We start from the raw sequence: 18070 nt of genomic DNA, 5'->3' as shown, positions 1-18070 counted from the left end.
TTATTTTAGGTATTTATCAATGCGAATTTTCACATTATGGCTAACGTTAACAATGTTAATATTAAGTTTTAGTGTTCATGCCAAGCCATCAAGTGACATCGCAGAAAAGCCGATTATCACTGTTGGCTATACCTCATTTAACTGGGCACCGTTAGCTTTTAAAAAAAATAACAAGATTATTGGCTTACTGCCGTCGCTAATGGATGCAATAGCAGCTAAAGCTGGCTATCAAGTTCGAAGTATTTGCTACCCAAGCTTTAGTGAGATGGTATCGGCATTTAAGCGTAATAAAGTCGATTTATTGATTGGTGTTGCTCCAACGTTAGATCGTCAAAAATATATGATTTTCAGCGATCCTATTTTAAGTACTTCATTTGCAATGCTTAGTGCTTCATCAAAGCATACGAAACTATCCGACCTAAAAAACACCATCATTAGTATTGAAAATGGTTTTGCTATTGAACAAAAAATAGTTGATATGCAATTAGCAGATCAAATTCTTTCTATGCCATCAACTAAAGTAGCACTGAATGCTGTAAAGAAAGGCTTGGCAGATACTTATATTGGCAATGGTTTAATATTACAAAATTTATACACTTATGGTGATTTACAGCATTCGTTATCTTTCTCGCCCTTAACAGATCTTCCTTTTGAGCGGTTGTATATCACAGCAACTAAAAATCACCGTTCGCTTATCAACAAGATAAACCAAGCCTATGATCAATTACCAGAATCAGAACTGACTGAGATTTATGATCATTGGCTGACAAATAAACAAAAAAAAATGTTGGGAGATCCCCATGAGTTGCATTTAACCGCAGCCGAAACAAATTACTTACAGCAACACAAAAATATTCGTATTGGTTATCAATTCCCAATATCGGTGACACTAGGTATTAACGACACTATTTTACGCCAACTCAAAGAGACACTGGAGCATATTACTCAAAAGTTAAACATCACAGCGACCATTACCCCGATCGCTAATTATCAAGATGCTAAACAGCAATTAGCAGATAATAAAATTGATATTATTGCCGCTATTGTCACGACAAGAAAACGTCAGACAGAGGTCGCCTTCACTGTGCCTTATAGTCGAGATAAGTGGGTAATGATCGATCGTATTAATCATAAAAAATTAAAACGTATTGATTCAAGCGACACTATTGGCGTACTAGCATCAAGTTTTGGAGCAAAACTTGTTCAAGAATATTACCCGACAGCGAAAGTGCATCAATTTAAAACCAAACTCGAAATCCTCAAAGCTGTTACCGATGGCAAGATTAATTATGGTGCAATTTCGTTCTCAAATGCCCATTTGCTGATTCAAGATAATTTTTTAGGACAATTAAAAATCGTCGCAAGCCAGTTAGATGATCATGCTCTTAACGTCGCTTTTGCCGTTGAGCCTAATAATTTAATTTTGCGTAATATTTTTAATAAAGCGATTGATTCCTTCCCTCCAGAAACACTCGATGATATTCAAAAAAAATGGCACACAGTAACGCTTAAAGCTGATGGAAACTACCATCAGCTAGTGACAATTATCATCATTTTTGGGTTAGTGATTTGCTGTATTATTGGTGCGATTACGGTTTGGAACCGTCGCTTAACCAATGAAATAAAACACCGTAAAGCAGTTGAAGATAAATTAACTTACTTAACCAATAATTTTGATGGCGTATTAATCCAGCATCACCAAAAAAGTGATGATCCTATGGATATTGATATCCTGTTTATGAGTGAAAAAATCATTGATTTTACCGGCACATCAGCAAGTAAATTTTATTTTTTTCCCAAATTGCTGCAACAGCGAATGGCTTTACGCGATGATTATCAAACCTTACTTACTGCGATGCGTAATGCGGTCAAGCAAGGCTATTGGCGAACAGAACTTCAGCTAAATACGCAAGAAGGCAATAACTCTCGTTGGATTGAACTGCGTTGCCAAATAACGCCTTCAACAACAGGCTGGCAGTGGAACAGTATTTTGATTGATATCACTCAGTTAAAACACCAACAACTGGCATTAACCGCAGCTAAACAAAAATCACAAGCAGCAACGACTGCTAAATCACGTTTTTTAGCGATGATGAGTCACGAGATTCGCACCCCGATCAGTGGCATTATTTGTTTATTGGATTTAATGAAGCCTTATTCACAACAACCTGAATTACAACAAATCCACCAAAACCTCACCCTCTCAAGCGAAAATTTATTAAATATCGTCAACGATGTATTAGATTTTTCAAAGCTTGAATCGAAAAAACTCAAGCTCAATATGCGTAATAAACAACTCATTAAAATTGCCACAATTTTAGTGCAGCCCCATGCTATTCATGCCGCGCAAAAAGGGCTCGACTTTAAATTATGGATTGATCCTAATATCGCCCACAGTTTACTCTTTGATAGCATGCGTCTTAAACAGGTACTTAATAACTTACTCAATAATGCGATTAAGTTTACTGCTAGCGGCACGATTAAACTTGAGATAAATCTATTATCTCAACATGATAACCAGCAGATCATTAGTTTTAAAGTTACTGATACTGGCATTGGTATTTCTGCGCAAGATATCAATAAATTATTTCAACCTTTTGAGCAACTAGACCAAGACAGTGCTCGCCGTTATGACGGAACAGGGTTAGGACTTTCAATCTGTCACCAATTGATCCAACTTATGGGTGGCACTATCACGGTGGCAAGTCAGCCAGATCAAGGCACAAGCTTTACTATTACACTAGGGTTTGATGTTTGTCAGCCAACTGAAACTAAGTCATTACACAAACACTGTGGACTATTAGCCATGGTAAATGATTCGATTTTGATCAATTACCTGACAGCTTGGCAATGTCCAATTACGGTATTAACCGCGACCACCAAAGAACAACTGGCAGCCGCGGTATCAATACAATGCATTGATACACTGTTTGTTCCTCAATCATGGGTCATTGAGCATAATATTGATTTAAATTGGATTGCGATTAACTTGCCGTCGGTAAATTGGATCACCATTACTTCAGCAGATGTAATGCTTACTTCCAACATCAATGCCCGTAACATTTCATTGAGTCCATTACTGCCTAACCAGCTATATCGAGCATTAACTCAACCGTTTCAACCTTATGATAATGATAGTCAGTGTACATCGACTGTCCTAGCTCCTCTTACTCGTGAGCAAGCTATCGCTGAAAATCGTTATGTATTGGTGGCAGAAGATCATCCAATAAACCAACAGATACTTAAGCAACAATTAGAGCAGCTCAATTATGCCGTTGATATTGTTGATAATGGTAAACAAGCGTTAGTCGCCTTAGCCAACAATAATTACAGTCTTTTATTAACCGACTGCCATATGCCTGAAATGGATGGTTATGAGCTGACAAAAACAATTCGAGAGCAAGAACAACAACACACCACAAGTTATACTTTGCCGATTATTGCTGTTACCGCTAATGCCCTTACTAATACTGATCGTTTTAGAGCAATGGGATTTAACGACTATTTAATTAAGCCCTTAAAACAGCAACAGTTAAAAACAGTATTAGCTCGATGGCTAAAACCATCAACAACAATGAATCCGACTAAAATATTACCACAATCACCTCAGGAAAATATTGAGTCACCACCGGCATCAACACCAATGATGATGGTTGATATCAATGAATTACAGCTGATTTTTGGTGATAAAGAGTTGTGTCAGACATTGCTCCAACAATATTTGACCGCTTGTATTGATGATTTAGAGCAACTAAATACCGCTATCACACAACAAAATAATGATAATATATTTATGGTCAGTCATCGCATCAAAGGGGCTGCACGAATGATGGCTTTTCATCAATTAGCACAGGTTGCTAATGAGCTTGAATCATGCTCTCAAAAAATTCAAACAAACAAGACTGACTTACAGTCGTATTACACTGATATTGAAAAATTAATCAAACAATTATCCCTACAAATTCATAGCAATTAGGATCGAAATATGAACATATTATTGATTGAAGATCATGACTTTCAACGTCAAGTTCTTGCTACCCAATTAGCTCATCTGATCGATCCTAATTTAGATCAAATACATTGTGCAGCAAATGGCATCGACGCCTTAGCAATCATGAAAAATTATCAGCCACAATTATTATTGTGCGATCTCAATATGCCACAAATGGATGGCATCAGTTTTCTTGGTCACCTCGCAGAGCAGCGATTTAACGGTAAGATTATTATTACCAGTGCGTTAGATGCAGAAGTGCTCAATAGCGTTAATAAAATGTGTAAAAACTACGACCTCAATCTATTAGGAACATTAGTTAAACCGACCCATCTTGATCAACTCAAGCAATTATTGACGCTGGCTAGCAATGATTTACAGCCCGCCAATCCACCGCTTCTGCTACAGCAAGAAATTAAAGAACAAGATATTATTGATGCTTTACATGCTGGTTACCTAAGCCCTTATTACCAACCGATTGTCAATCTGAAAACTGGTGAATGGGTGGCGAGTGAGGCCTTAATCCGCTTTATTCATCCAGATCATGGCATTGTGCCGGCTATAAAGTTTATTAAGCTTTTAGCCAATTTAGGCAAAGATACTCAGCTAGCATTACTGATTATTAATCATATTATTAGACATCAAACAATTTTGGGTGGCCGCAAAGTCGCCGTCAATATATCAGCTAATACATTAGTTGAACGTAGCTTTATTAATACGGTATTAACCCTTCATCACCAACATCCACAGCTTCATCATTGGCTGTATTTTGAATTAACAGAGTCAGATATTTTTGAATCACCAGGACAAGCACTAGAAGCCGCAGCACGATTAGGCATGCATGGTTTTAATCTTTCCATTGATGATTTTGGTACCGGCTATTCATCACTTAAACAACTTGATATTTTGCCGTTTAAATCATTAAAGTTAGACATTAGTTTCGTCCAAGCAATGCCGACTAATTATACTGCTAAGGTAATTATTGAGACCTGCCTCTTATTAGCACAACGTCTTAATTTAGTTGCCATTGCAGAAGGTGTAGAAGATATTACCTTGTGGTTAAAGTTACAAAAAATGGGCTGTGAATTATCTCAAGGGTACTTTATTTCTCCACCACTGCCTGTTAGTCAAATTCCAATTTGGCATACGCAGTGGCAGCAACGAAGCCAACAACTGGTTAATGATTCACTCTCTAAAGAGATGATGTAGCAAATAAAACCACTATCAATATTAATCATGACAACAAGGTCAAGTTGATTAACAATCCAGAGTTTTCGCTATATTCAGACATCGTTTTGTAATAAAATAACATATAAATAAAACGCAGTATGCGGAGAAATAAAACAATGTCAGTAACAGGTCGTATTCACTCTTTCGAATCTTGCGGAACCGTCGATGGGCCAGGAATTCGGTTTATTGTATTCCTGCAAGGTTGCTTAATGCGCTGCAAATACTGTCACAACCGTGATACATGGGATACCCATGACGGTCGTGAAGCTACCATCGAAGAATTAATGCATGAAGCACGTTCATATCGTCACTTCATGAACGCTTCTGGTGGCGGTGTTACCGCTTCTGGTGGCGAAGCTATGCTACAACCAGAATTTGTCCGTGATTTCTTCCGTGCTGCACAAGCTGAAGGTATCCACACTTGTCTTGATACTAATGGCTATATTCGTAAACATACCGATGTTGTTGATGAAGTGCTAGATGCCACTGATTTGGTTATGCTTGATCTTAAACAAATGGATGACACCATTCACCAAGATCTAGTTGGCGTAGCCAATAAACGTGTACTTGATTTTGCACGCTATCTGCATCAACGAGGTCAAAAAACGTGGATTCGCTACGTTGTTGTGCCAGGTTACACCGATGATGAGCGCTCAGCACATTTGCTTGGCGAATTTATTAAAGATATGGACAATATCGAAAAAATTGAGCTGCTGCCCTACCATCAGCTTGGTGAGCACAAGTGGGAAGCGCTTGGCTATGAATACCCGCTAAAAGGGGTTCAGCCACCGAAAAAAGAAACCATGGAAACGATCAAGAATATTCTTGCTAGCTATGGCAAAAAAGTAATGTACTAATTTTATGCCGTGATTCCATCACGTAACATACAAAAAGAGCGGCTTATCTTTACCTCTACAGGTGCTAGATAAGTCGCTCTTTTCTATTTAATACTTAAAAAACGTTTATTTATCGGGACAGCGGTAAAATAACAACAAGAAAAGAAATGAGTGCCACCATAATAAATAATGAAATAGGTAAGGTGTATTGCCACTTCGTTACAGGCTCTTGTTCTTGCATAATAACTTCCTTTACTAAATTTACACCCTAATTGATCAGGGTCATTTTTTTATGTTAGGTCTACTGTAAAGGCAGAGCAAAAAACAACCAATAACTAATAATGGAATAATATATTCCATTATCACAACAAAATAAAAATATTCACTGTTTATTCATTACCAATTAGCAATAGCATCTATTAAAAAACCATAAAATGATATTTATCCATGATAAAATTATGGTATAAACCAAAAGCAAACGTTTGCTTTAATAAAAAGTAACCATCTGCAATTACAATAGCGCCCAAAAATAACAATCTTAGTATTACTCTCTCTGCCTATGAGGAAATAAGCTCTCATGAAAAGCGACATCGAAATTTGCCGTGCTACGTTACTTACTCCTATTGATCGTATCGCCTTAAATGCCGGTATTGAAGCACAAGATCTTACGCCTCAAGGCAGTTTAAAAGCTAAAGTTAAACCTGCGATATTAAAACGCTTAGTCAATAAACCTGAAGGTAAACTGGTACTCGTAACCGCCATTACACCAACCCCATTAGGTGAAGGTAAAACAGTCACAACCATTGGCTTAGCACAAGGGTTAGCTAAAATTAATCACTCAGTCTTTGCTTGTATTCGCCAACCTTCAATGGGACCAGTTTTTGGCGTTAAAGGCGGCGCTGCCGGTGGTGGTTATAGTCAAGTTGCACCAATGGAAAAACTCAACTTACACCTAACCGGCGATATTCATGCTGTTACTGCTGCCCATAACCTTGCCGCTGCCGCAGTGGATGCTCGCCTCTACCATGAAGATCGCTTAGGTTATGAGACTTTTACTGCCCATACTGGCTTACCTGCACTACGGATTGATATTAATAATATTAGTTGGAAGCGGGTTATGGACCACAATGATCGCGCGTTGCGAATGATCACTATTGGTCAAAATGAAGCAGGTAAAACCATTAATGGCCTTGAGCGTCAAGATGGATTTGATATTTCAGCAGCTTCTGAATTAATGGCTATTTTAGCGCTCGCGACAGATTTAGCCGACATGCGTCAACGGATAGGTAAAATTGTCGTTGCTTATAATCTCGACGGAGAGCCTGTTACTACTGAAGATCTTCAAGTTGCGGGAGCGATGGCCGTCACCATGTGTGAGGCAATTGAACCAACCTTAATGCAAACCTTAGAAGGCGTGCCCACCCTTATTCATTCAGGACCATTTGCTAATATAGCCCATGGTAACTCTTCGATCATTGCCGATAAAATCGCACTTAAATTAAGTGAGTTTACGGTAACTGAAGGTGGTTTTGGTTCCGATATGGGGTTTGAGAAAGCCTGCAATATCAAAGCTCAACAGGCAAATAGAGGGCCTGACTGTGCCGTTGTCGTGGCAACGTTACGCGGCCTTAAAGCAAATTCAGGGCTGTATGACTTACGCCCAGGACAAGCATTACCTGACAGCATTTTTGAACCTGATACTAAAGCACTGCTGGCTGGGTTTGAAAATTTACGTTGGCATATCAATAATGCCGCTAAATATGGCGTACCAGTGGTGGTTGCGATTAACCGTTTTCCACAAGATACCGATCAAGAGCTTGAGCAGCTAAAACAGTTAATTTTAAACTCAAGCTTTAATGTCCATGTCGATGTAGCCTTAAGTGAAGCATTTGCAAAAGGTGGTGATGGCGCAATTGAACTTGCTCATGCCGTTGTTAATGCTTGTAAAACTCCAGCTAATTTCAAACCGCTTTATACGTTAGATCAAACGATTGAAGAGAAATTAATGGCGGTAGCTGAAGTTGGCTATGGTGCTAAAAATATTGAACTATCATCTTTAGCAACTCACCAATTAGCCCAATTAAAGGCTCAAGGTTTTAATGATCTCGCGGTTTGTATGGCAAAAACACCGCTATCGATTACTACAGAGCCGCATATCAAGGGCGCGCCTACAGATTTCACCGTCCCAGTTAGAGAGCTAAAACTGTGTGCTGGTGCCGGCTTTATCTATGCCTTGTGCGGTAATGTTATGACCATGCCTGGTTTACCTGAAAAACCAGCATTCATGAACCTTGATCTCGATGCTGATGGCAATATCATTGGCCTAAGTTAATTTTCCTCATTAACGACGACAGTATTGGTAGGTTGTACTTACTACCAATGCTGTTTTATCATCAGTCATCATAATAAATAAGCCTACAAAAAAAATGGTTTTCAATAAAAATCAAACAGATAAAAAATTTACTTTTATATCAAATGAATAACATTCACTAACAAAAAAAAAGCCTATTCGTGGTGTCAGATCATTTTATTTTACACCCAACCTGCTAATCTCACGCTCATAATAAATATTTCTTGCCCTCACCACAGTGAATAATAAAAACTGAGTGAGTGTAATCTATAAAAAATTTGAGGCTTACTGCAATGGATATGACTAACGCTCAACGTCTAATTCTATCAAACCAATACTACATTATGGCAAAACTGACACCAGAAAATGCCGATAAATATCATCGCCTGCAAAAGATTGTTGAACGTGGTTATTGTTTACAAATGCGCGAACTTGATAAAGATTTTGGTGAAGTATCAGAAGACGAATGTAAACAAGTTCTTGAAATCATGGAAATGTACCACGCGTTACAAGAATCATTTAATTTAGAAGATTGCCGCTGTGATGGTGCCAAAGATATTGATCAACGTCGACTACAATTTTTGGGATTTGATGTCATTACCGAAGCTAAATTAGTCAACTACGTTCGTTTCTTAACCAATGATGAAGGCTTATATCCACAGTTCCCTAAAAATGAACACCAATTTAATAGCCACGTACCAATGCTTGAAAAATATCTACGTATGCTAAAAATTTGGCGTGCATGCCCTCGTCATTACCATTTATCATGCAGCGAAATCCAACAGATAATTACTGCCTAAATTAATTATTCGCACAATAAAACCGAGTCTATATACTCGGTTTTATTGATTTAAATATATTCTCATCCTATAAAAACAAAAAACCAATTTGTAACCCTTACATCGCCTAAGAATAACACCCTATCCTCATGTTAATAACAGTATCACCTTTGTTATAAAAACAATTAGTGATCGTTGCAATCACTACGTATAATCATTTTATTTCTTTGCTGCTAATTATTGATCGATAAGAGTCATTTTATTAGCAAAATGCCATTATCAATGGAATATAAAATAACCATGATTCATTGCGTAAAAAATAATACTATCGGTAGTCGTCTGACCTTAGCGATTATATTAATGGCATTTTTAACCATCAGCGTCAGTGTTATTGCTGCTCTAACATGGCAAAAACTTAGCCAACAAATAGAGACAATTGCTAATGAAAATATGCCAACCCTTCGCGCGAGTTATCGTTTAGAGCGCAGCACTGCTGAATTACAAGCAGCACTAGTAGCATTAGATATAAATACCAATCCACTCAAGCACAAAGCTATCAAGAAAAATATCGTCTCTATTTTGAAAGATATTCATCAATCAATAGATAACATATCCAGTTTATATTACTACCCAAAAATAAAATCAGGTCAGCAGCAATTAGTTGCTAACATTGATAGTTATATTGCTTTATTGCAGCAAAGAAATACTCAGCAATTTGCATTAAAACAAACTGAGAATACGATTAAGTGGCTACATCAAGACCTTATTGATGAATTACAACCGTTGCGGTTAGAAATTGAATGGCAAATGATGCGACTGTTAAATAATCCTCAACAATCGCCACTTATTCACGATAACAATATTAAAAATGTTATGACTGAATTTTCGGTTATTCAAGCAATAACTGTTAATGAAAATGAATTACATCAACTTATTGAAGATATTATTCTACATCGTCAACATAACGACATTAATGTTGCATTTGACGCTATTGGTCAAAAAATCGTAGCACTCAATAAAATCAGTAAGCAATTAAATAATTATCCATCAACAATTGCGTACCGACAATTACAACAAGAGTTTACTCAGTTAGTTATACCTAATGGTAAACTGCAAAAACTATTAACCCAAGATAATATAAACAATATAAACATCACTCAGGCACAACGTAATATTCAGAGCAAATTAACGCAACAAGAAAATATCATTCAAACCTTAGTGAATCATGCTGATAATGCACTATCAAAACTCAATGGTGAAACTCGTCATTCTATTTGGATCAGTAATTTAGTTCTATTTGGGGTGGTATTTATTACTATTATCCTCAGTATTATTTTATCAATTTATTTGGTAGGGCGTGGTGTGGTTAAACGCTTAAACTTACTTGGTAAAGATTTACAGGCCATTGCCAGCGGTGATCTTAATGCACATATACAAACAACAGGCGTTGATGAGATTGGTATCTTAGGTGATAATTTGCGCTATTTTTGCCACCAAATGCAAGAAATTCAAAATTCAAATGCTCTGAATTTAATCAATAATACTCAAGCCAGTATTATTACTTGCGATCTTAGCGGAATAGTCGAATCTGTTAATCCACAGGCATTAAAACAATTAAATTTTTGTAATTTGACCAAAAAACATCAAGTTTGGGATTTATTCAACCATTCAGTCACAACAACATTACAGCATTTATTCACGCCTAATGGCCCATTAATGAGTAATGGTGCTTATAATATGACAGTAAAACTAGTCACTAAACACCATCATAGTTTATATTTACGGTTAGATTTTCGTATTTTCACTCAAGGTAATGACGACAAAGTTATTATAACGATGACGGATATTACCGAACAAGAGACGACTGCCCGCTGGTTAGAAAATACCGTTGCTGAGAAAACGCAATCACTCACCATTACCAACCAACAGCTACGAGATGAAATAGAAGATCGTAAACGGATTGAAGGCGATTTAATCGAAACCCAAGATGAATTAATTCAAGCAGCTAAAATGGCCGTCGTTGGTCAAACAATGACATCACTTGCGCATGAGCTTAATCAACCTCTATCAGCGATTTCGACGCGAATCTTCAGTGCCAAACTTGCACTTGATCACAAAAAATACGAAAATCTACCTCAAAATCTGACAAAAATAGACGATCTAGTTACTCGAATGAGTAAACTAATCATTAATTTTAGAAATTTTGCTAAAAAACAATCTGCAGCTAAGCCATTGAGTGAAGTTGAGGTTCAAGATTCAATCAAACAAGCATTAACATTGGTTGAAAGTCGCGCCAAACTACAACAAACAACAATGGTAAATACGATTGAGCAGCCACTGTTTGCACTAGCCGATCAGGTTCAATTAGAACAAGTATTGGTTAATTTATTAGTCAATAGCTGCGATGCAGTGGCGCATTGTGAACAACGAGAGATAAAAATTATTCAACTAGATAGCCCTGCGAATAAAATTCGATTGGCAGTCTATGATAGCGGTGATGGTTTTGATGCCGCTATCATTAAAAAATTATTCATTCCCTTTACCACCACTAAGGATGTTGGGTTAGGCCTTGGGTTAAGTATTTGTGGTTCAATTATGACGCGACTAAAGGGTGAAATCTTCCTTGCCTCTAGCTTATCAGGTGGAGCAATGGTCGTACTGGAGTTAAATAAATATGATAAGTGATGATATTGAAGTACTGATTGTTGATGACGATCATGATGTTGTCGAGGCCTATCAAGAACTACTTGAAATAGCTGGATTTAAAGCACAAAGCGTAACTGACCCAACGCTAGTATTGGGAATGCTAAAGCGTAATTGGTCTGGTGTTATTGTATCTGACATGTACATGCCCGGTTTAGATGGTATGGAATTGTTAGCTCAAATTCAGCAATTTGATCATGAGTTACCTGTCATTATTATTACTGGACATGGTGATATTCCAATGGCTGTTGGCGCACTTAAAAAAGGCGCTGTCGACTTTTTGCAAAAACCCTTGCAGCCAAAAGAGTTGATTACACTACTTGAGAAGTATTTACCTCAGCGTCGCCAAATTATAGAGCAACGTAACACCTTACATACCACGACTGCCGAAGTATTATTGGGAGAAAGCCCATTAATTATTAAAATTCGTGATCAATTAAAAACCATCGCTCTAACAACCAAAGATGTGTTAATTGAAGGTGAAAGTGGTACAGGCCGTCATACTGTTGCAAAATTACTTCACCAAAATAGCCAATTAAGTAATGGGCCTTTTGTTGAGGTAAATGCAGCTAACATTACTCGCACGCCTGATTTACAGCGCAGCATGATTTCAGCGCGCAGTGGGTGTTTATGCTTATGTAATCCTCACCATATGCCGATTGAAACTCAGCAATGGTTATGCCGTTTTTTACTTGAACAAGAACGCCAAGGTAAAAAAGAAGTTCGTGTTATCGCGCTATTTGATGGTGATCCAACTGAGTCGGTTGAAACTGAGCAATTTTTACCAGAACTGTTCTACTTTTTAAGCCAAGTACGATTTAACTTACCAACATTGCGTCAACGTAGTAGTGATATCACTTTGATATTTAAACACTACATTAAGCAAAGTTGTAAGAAACTCAATAAAACAATTCCTGCAATTGATAAAGCTTATTTGGCTATTTTAAATCGTTATGAGTGGCCAGGAAACGTATTAGAGCTTAAAAACGTCGCTGAGTTATATGCCATTGGTATCGTTAAACTCGCAGGGCAAGAGCGTTCTAAACCGTTAGATCAAATGAGCAGTCCGTTGGATGATTTGGTTGATGGCTATGAAAAACAAGTGATTGAGGATGCGTTATATCTGTTTTCAGGGCGTATTAATGAAGTGTCATCATACTTACAAATACCACGCAAGAAGTTGTATTTAAGAATGAAAAAACATGGACTCGATAAAGCGGAATATAAAGTACGCACCACGAGTTAATCATGTATGACATAACAAGCCTTCAGTGATGAGGGCTTGTTTTTTTATACTCAAAATCTGTTAGCGGCAATCGCTAATAACCATTACACTCTACGGCTGTTTTTCAGCTTTGGTCTATTACATGTCTTATCAATGCCCTTTATGTCACCTGCCACTTACTATGGATGCTCACAGCACATCATCAACATCATACCGCTGTAGTAATAATCATCAGTTTGATCAGGCCAAAGAAGGCTATGTAAACCTGATGCCTGTACATCATAAAAGTTCGAAAAATCCTGGTGATAATAAAGAAATGATGCAGGCTCGACGCTTATTTCTTAATACTGATCATTATCAACCATTGCGTGATGCCGTCATGGCGCAATTACGTCAACAGTTACCGCCTACCGCCACAGAACTGCTTGATATTGGTTGTGGTGAAGGTTATTACACCTCTGAATTTGTACAACTGCGCCAACAATTTCCAGATATCAGCATTCATGGGCTAGATATTTCCAAAGTTGCGGTTAAATATGCCGCTAAGCGCTACCATGATTGTGATTTCTGTGTCGCATCAAGTCATCGCTTACCTTTTGCCGATCACTTTTTTGATGGTGTGGTACGCATTTATGCCCCATGCAAAGGTGAAGAATTAAACCGAGCAATAAAACCAGGCGGAATTTTGGTTGCGGTAACACCTGCGCCACGTCATTTATACCAACTTAAAGAGTTGATTTATAACGGTGTAAACTTACATGATGTACCAGTAGAAAATATTGAAGGCTTTGAATTAGTTGCAGATCAGCAACTTCACTATGACATGACCTTAAGTGGTGAAGAAGCAACGGCATTAATGCAAATGACCCCGTTTGCATGGAAAACCTCGGATCAGGTATGGCAACAACTTGCACAAGCGCAAAATTTTAGCTGCGAAGCTGATTTTGCCATTCGTGTTTATCGCCGTCGTTAAGGTATTTTAAGACCTTTAATGCCATAAACGATATTGATTATCATTTGTTATTGATAATCAATATCGTTGCATTTATTATTTATCGTTTTCTTGTCGGTATAATAATAATGAAATCATTGATGTATTTAGGTGTTGCAAGCTTATTGGTTGGCTGTGCATCTTCACCACCAGCAACCAATACTTCACCCGCCTCTAGCACAGTAACAACCACTCGCACCACAGCAACCTTGTATGATTACACCATAGCTAGCCCTCAAGGCGAATCACTCTCTGTTACCCAATTGGCGCAAGCATTAGCAACTGCTGACATTATTTTAGTCGGTGAATGGCATAGCCACCCTGCTGCCCACCTTTTGCAAGCTCAATTAATGGCGGCGCTTTACCAGCAAAATCCACATTTGACCTTATCAATGGAACAATTTACTCGTGATAAACAAGCAATCGTTAATGACTATTTAGCGGGAAATATTGGTGAAAAAACCTTGGTAAAAGAAGCTAATGCATGGCCAAATTACGACAGTGATTATCGGCCATTAGTCGAATTTGCAAAGCAGAATAAATTAAATGTGATTGCAGCAAATGCACCAAAATCGATTGTGCGCTGCGTTGGACGTCAAGGGGCTGAATATCTTAATAAGCTCCCTCCTAATGAACGATTATGGGCTGCGCGTTCATTAACGTTAACCATGGACGCTTATCAACAAACTTTTATCGCCTCAATGCATCATGGCGATGAAGCCCAAACTAAGCGTCAATTTGCAGCCCAAACAACGTGGGATGACACTATGGCAGAAAGCATGGTTGATTATTTAAGCCACCATCCTCACCAACAAATTATTCATGTTGCTGGTCGATTTCATACCATGGAAGGATTAGGCACAGCATCACGCATTAAAGCGCGTAATCCGACCCTAAAAGTAATGATGGTCACTCCGGTGTCAGATCAAATATCGCTAGATGCTGATGCACAAGATTTCACCGTAAAGATGCAGCCATTGCCACAACGGTATGTACAAAAAGATAAAATGATGGCGGCTATGAAAGCCATGGGGCAGAGAAATAGTGATTTAAAATGTTACAAATAACATCAAAATAATTAAATCACTAACGCCAGAAAGAGAAGAACCCCATCGGCGGCCAAGCAGTTGGGGTTCAAAGAGAGATAACAGCTATATCTCTAGGTTACTCAGTAATTATACCTTAACAACCTGTTTATTGCCTGAATAGTCATCAACTAATAGTGCAATAGGTACTATAATACGGTTATAGCATGGCATTATTATTACGTTTTCAAACAATTTTATTATCCAGTTATAGATAAGACCGCCATCATTAAAATTAGTTGCAAAAAAGTTCTCAATTAATGAATTTTTTTTTATCGCACGAATTTCAGCCTTACCCCATCGCTACCCACGACAATTTACAGTAAAATAAAGCTAGAGCTCTTTTCTTTGAGCCAAATTAATTAGGAAAACAATGAAAAAAACATTTGCTTTAACTCATCCCAAAAAAGCACCTGCTCGTGTTGTAGAATCAGTTAAACACGATGTGAAGAAATACATTCGCCGTGAGCGTAACAAAACATTACCTGCTGGTACTGATTTTTGGGATTTTGATTGCAAGTTTGGTCATACCGAGCAAGAAGCAAAAGTTATTCACGTAAAAGAAATCAACAAGTACATTGATGAAGCTGAAAAGCTAGAATTACCGTCATTATACTTAGAAATTCTGGCAAAGCCTGCAACACGTGCACAGCGTCCAGATTTTGATTTCGACGAAGAATAATCGCTCTTAGCCATTATGTAATGCGCGATAACAACCAAACAAAAAAAGAGTCGTATTTACGACTCTTTTTTATTACATCAAATATGGTTATAAACACCATTAAAATCGATTAAAACCAACGATCTAATGCATGTCTATCCAATTGCTTAAATGCACGATTTAATACATCTGCCAATTCTTGATAGCGCGGCTGAGACTTTTTCGGCTGCATCGCGTGGCCTTCACTGACAATCTTTTGATAAATTTCGCTATACCACTTCGCTAACGATGGTGGCAATGTCGTTTGACTGCGCTTACCTAACCACCATAACCCTTGTAATGGCATTGATATCGCTAATAACGCAATCGCAATCGCTTGTGGCATCGCATCATAATTATGAAATGCCATTTGAGTCAAAATACTGATAGCGGCAACTGCCGGCATCACTTTGGTTGCAAATTGGGTGGCCTTAATATACCGATGCTCAGGGAAAACAGCCGCTAACTCTTTGCGCATTGGCCATGTTGTCATGTAATGCTGACCATTCTGAAAGTGTTTCCACATTGTATGTTGAGCCATAATGCACCACTCATCAAAAAAAATTATAACATTTAAAAAAAACACACAACAAACTTGATTCAAATTAAAAATTTCTAAAAATCTTTTTGTTATATTGCGTAACAATCGGTTATTCTAGGCGAGCCTAGATGTAATTGTTGCCGTTAATGACCTTAACTGCAAGCTAGGCTCTGTCAAGGATGACCCAGAATTAGAGGTAACTCAATTCTATTTCTCAGGAAAGAGCGTGATTTTCTCCTCTAGAAGGACGATGAATTATAATTCGTCTATTCTAGGGGTACTTTTTTATTCAAACATGAATATCAACTTTCAGACAGATTATAGGTAGTCACTCTCATGTCTAAGCTGGTTTTAGTTCTAAACTGCGGTAGTTCATCTCTTAAGTTCGCCATCATTGATCCAGTATCTGGTGAAGAACATCTTTCAGGTCTAGCAGAATGTCTAGGTCTTCCTGAAGCTCGTATCAAGTGGAAACTTGATGGCAAGCACGAAGCTCAACTAGGTGACGGCGCTGCTCACGAAGAAGCTCTAGCATTCATGGTTGATACTATTCTTGCTTCTAAGCCAGAACTAAAAGAGAACCTAGGCGCTATCGGTCACCGTATCGTACACGGTGGCGAGCAGTTCTCTGCATCAGCACTAATTGATGACGTTGTTCTTCAAGGTATCGTAGATGCGTCTGATTTCGCACCACTACACAACCCTGCACACGTTATCGGTATCGAAGCTGCTAAGCACAACTTTGCTGGCTTAAAGAACGTTGCAGTATTTGATACAGCTTTCCACCAGACTATGCCTGAAGAAGCTTTCTTATACGCAATTCCTTACCGTCTATACAAAGAAAACGGTATCCGTCGTTACGGCGCACACGGTACTTCTCACCGTTTCATCGCTCGTGAAACAGCGGTACTACTAGACAAGCCTCTTGATGAACTAAACATCATCAACTGTCACCTAGGTAACGGCGCATCTGTATGTGCAATCAAAGGCGGTAAGTCTGTAGATATCTCTATGGGTCTTACTCCTCTTGAAGGTCTAGTAATGGGCACACGTTGTGGTGACCTTGACCCAGCTGTTATGTTCCACCTACACGACCGTCTAGGTATGAGCGTTGCTGAAATCAACACTATGTTCACTAAAGAGTCTGGCCTACTAGGTCTTACTGGCGTGACTTCTGATTGTCGTTTCGTTGAAGAAAACTACGGCGCTAAAGAAGAAGCTACACGTGCAATGGACGTATTCTGTCACCGTCTAGCTAAGTATGTTGCAAGCTACACAGCAGCAATGGAAGGCCGTCTTGATGCAATCGTATTCACTGGTGGTATCGGTGAAAACTCTGCACCAATCCGTGAGATGGTTCTTAACCGTTTAGCTATCTTCGGTATCGAAGTAGATAACGAAGCAAACCTTAAAGCACGTTTCGGCGGCGAAGGTGTTATCACTACTGCAAACAGCCGCATTCCTGCAATGGTTGTTTCAACTAACGAAGAATTAGTAATCGCAGAAGATACAGCGCTTCTAGCTGAGATCTAATCTTACGATTATTGAAACGGCTGACCTTTTAGTCAGCCGTTTTTTTAGTACCATCTTTTACTGTGGTGCTGCTCTATGATTATTCTGCTTTAGTCGCTAAAGTCGA

Annotated in this window: 12 protein-coding genes; 11 read left to right on the top strand and 1 reads right to left on the bottom strand. The window is 38.3% G+C overall.

Going from position 1 to position 18070, the window contains the following annotated elements; genetic code table 11:
- Window positions 1-19 precede the first annotated feature (19 nt).
- From PAND9192_RS11140 to PAND9192_RS11095, 10 genes are all read left to right on the top strand, one after another.
- Window positions 20-3976, top strand: coding sequence for an ATP-binding protein (locus tag PAND9192_RS11140; protein ID WP_159458237.1), 3957 nt, complete (start codon window positions 20-22; stop codon window positions 3974-3976).
- Window positions 3977-3985: 9 nt separating this feature from the next.
- Window positions 3986-5200: an EAL domain-containing response regulator gene (locus PAND9192_RS11135; protein ID WP_087853874.1), complete on the top strand. Its 1215-nt coding sequence runs from the start codon at window positions 3986-3988 to the stop codon at window positions 5198-5200.
- Window positions 5201-5337: 137 nt separating this feature from the next.
- A complete protein-coding gene (pflA, locus tag PAND9192_RS11130; RefSeq protein WP_087853873.1) occupies window positions 5338-6078 on the top strand; it encodes a pyruvate formate lyase 1-activating protein in 741 nt (246 codons plus the stop codon).
- Window positions 6079-6634: 556 nt separating this feature from the next.
- On the top strand, window positions 6635-8389 hold the full coding sequence (locus PAND9192_RS11125; protein ID WP_087853872.1) for a formate--tetrahydrofolate ligase: 1755 nt from the start codon (window positions 6635-6637) through the stop codon (window positions 8387-8389).
- A 311-nt stretch (window positions 8390-8700) separates the two neighbouring features.
- Entirely contained in the window at window positions 8701-9207 is a 507-nt protein-coding gene (locus PAND9192_RS11120) for a YfbU family protein (protein ID WP_087853871.1), read from the top strand.
- A gap of 279 nt (window positions 9208-9486) precedes the next feature.
- Entirely contained in the window at window positions 9487-11871 is a 2385-nt protein-coding gene (locus tag PAND9192_RS11115; protein WP_087853870.1) for a sensor histidine kinase, read from the top strand.
- A complete protein-coding gene (locus PAND9192_RS11110) occupies window positions 11861-13135 on the top strand; it encodes a sigma-54-dependent transcriptional regulator (protein ID WP_087853869.1) in 1275 nt (424 codons plus the stop codon). Before PAND9192_RS11115 ends, PAND9192_RS11110 begins: the two co-directional genes overlap by 11 nt.
- A 121-nt stretch (window positions 13136-13256) precedes the next feature.
- A complete protein-coding gene (gene rlmA / locus PAND9192_RS11105) occupies window positions 13257-14087 on the top strand; it encodes a 23S rRNA (guanine(745)-N(1))-methyltransferase (protein ID WP_060997387.1) in 831 nt (276 codons plus the stop codon).
- A gap of 107 nt (window positions 14088-14194) precedes the next feature.
- A complete protein-coding gene (locus PAND9192_RS11100) occupies window positions 14195-15172 on the top strand; it encodes a ChaN family lipoprotein (RefSeq protein WP_087853868.1) in 978 nt (325 codons plus the stop codon).
- 391 nt (window positions 15173-15563) lie between these two features.
- Window positions 15564-15872 (top strand): DUF6172 family protein, encoded by a 309-nt coding sequence (locus PAND9192_RS11095; RefSeq protein WP_060997389.1) that lies wholly within the window; start codon window positions 15564-15566, stop codon window positions 15870-15872.
- Between the two features lie 109 nt (window positions 15873-15981).
- On the opposite strand, the gene yfbV is transcribed toward PAND9192_RS11095, so the two are convergent.
- Window positions 15982-16431 (bottom strand): terminus macrodomain insulation protein YfbV, encoded by a 450-nt coding sequence (gene yfbV / locus PAND9192_RS11090; protein WP_045038210.1) that lies wholly within the window; start codon window positions 16429-16431, stop codon window positions 15982-15984.
- A gap of 336 nt (window positions 16432-16767) precedes the next feature.
- On the opposite strand from yfbV, the gene PAND9192_RS11085 reads away from it, so the two are divergent.
- A complete protein-coding gene (locus tag PAND9192_RS11085; protein ID WP_087853867.1) occupies window positions 16768-17964 on the top strand; it encodes an acetate kinase in 1197 nt (398 codons plus the stop codon).
- Window positions 17965-18070: the final 106 nt, after the last annotated feature.

It is taken from the genome of Photobacterium andalusiense (assembly GCF_900185625.1).
In the GTDB taxonomy this organism is placed as follows: domain Bacteria; phylum Pseudomonadota; class Gammaproteobacteria; order Enterobacterales; family Vibrionaceae; genus Photobacterium; species Photobacterium aquimaris.
This window is presented reverse-complemented; position numbering and strand designations above follow the sequence as displayed.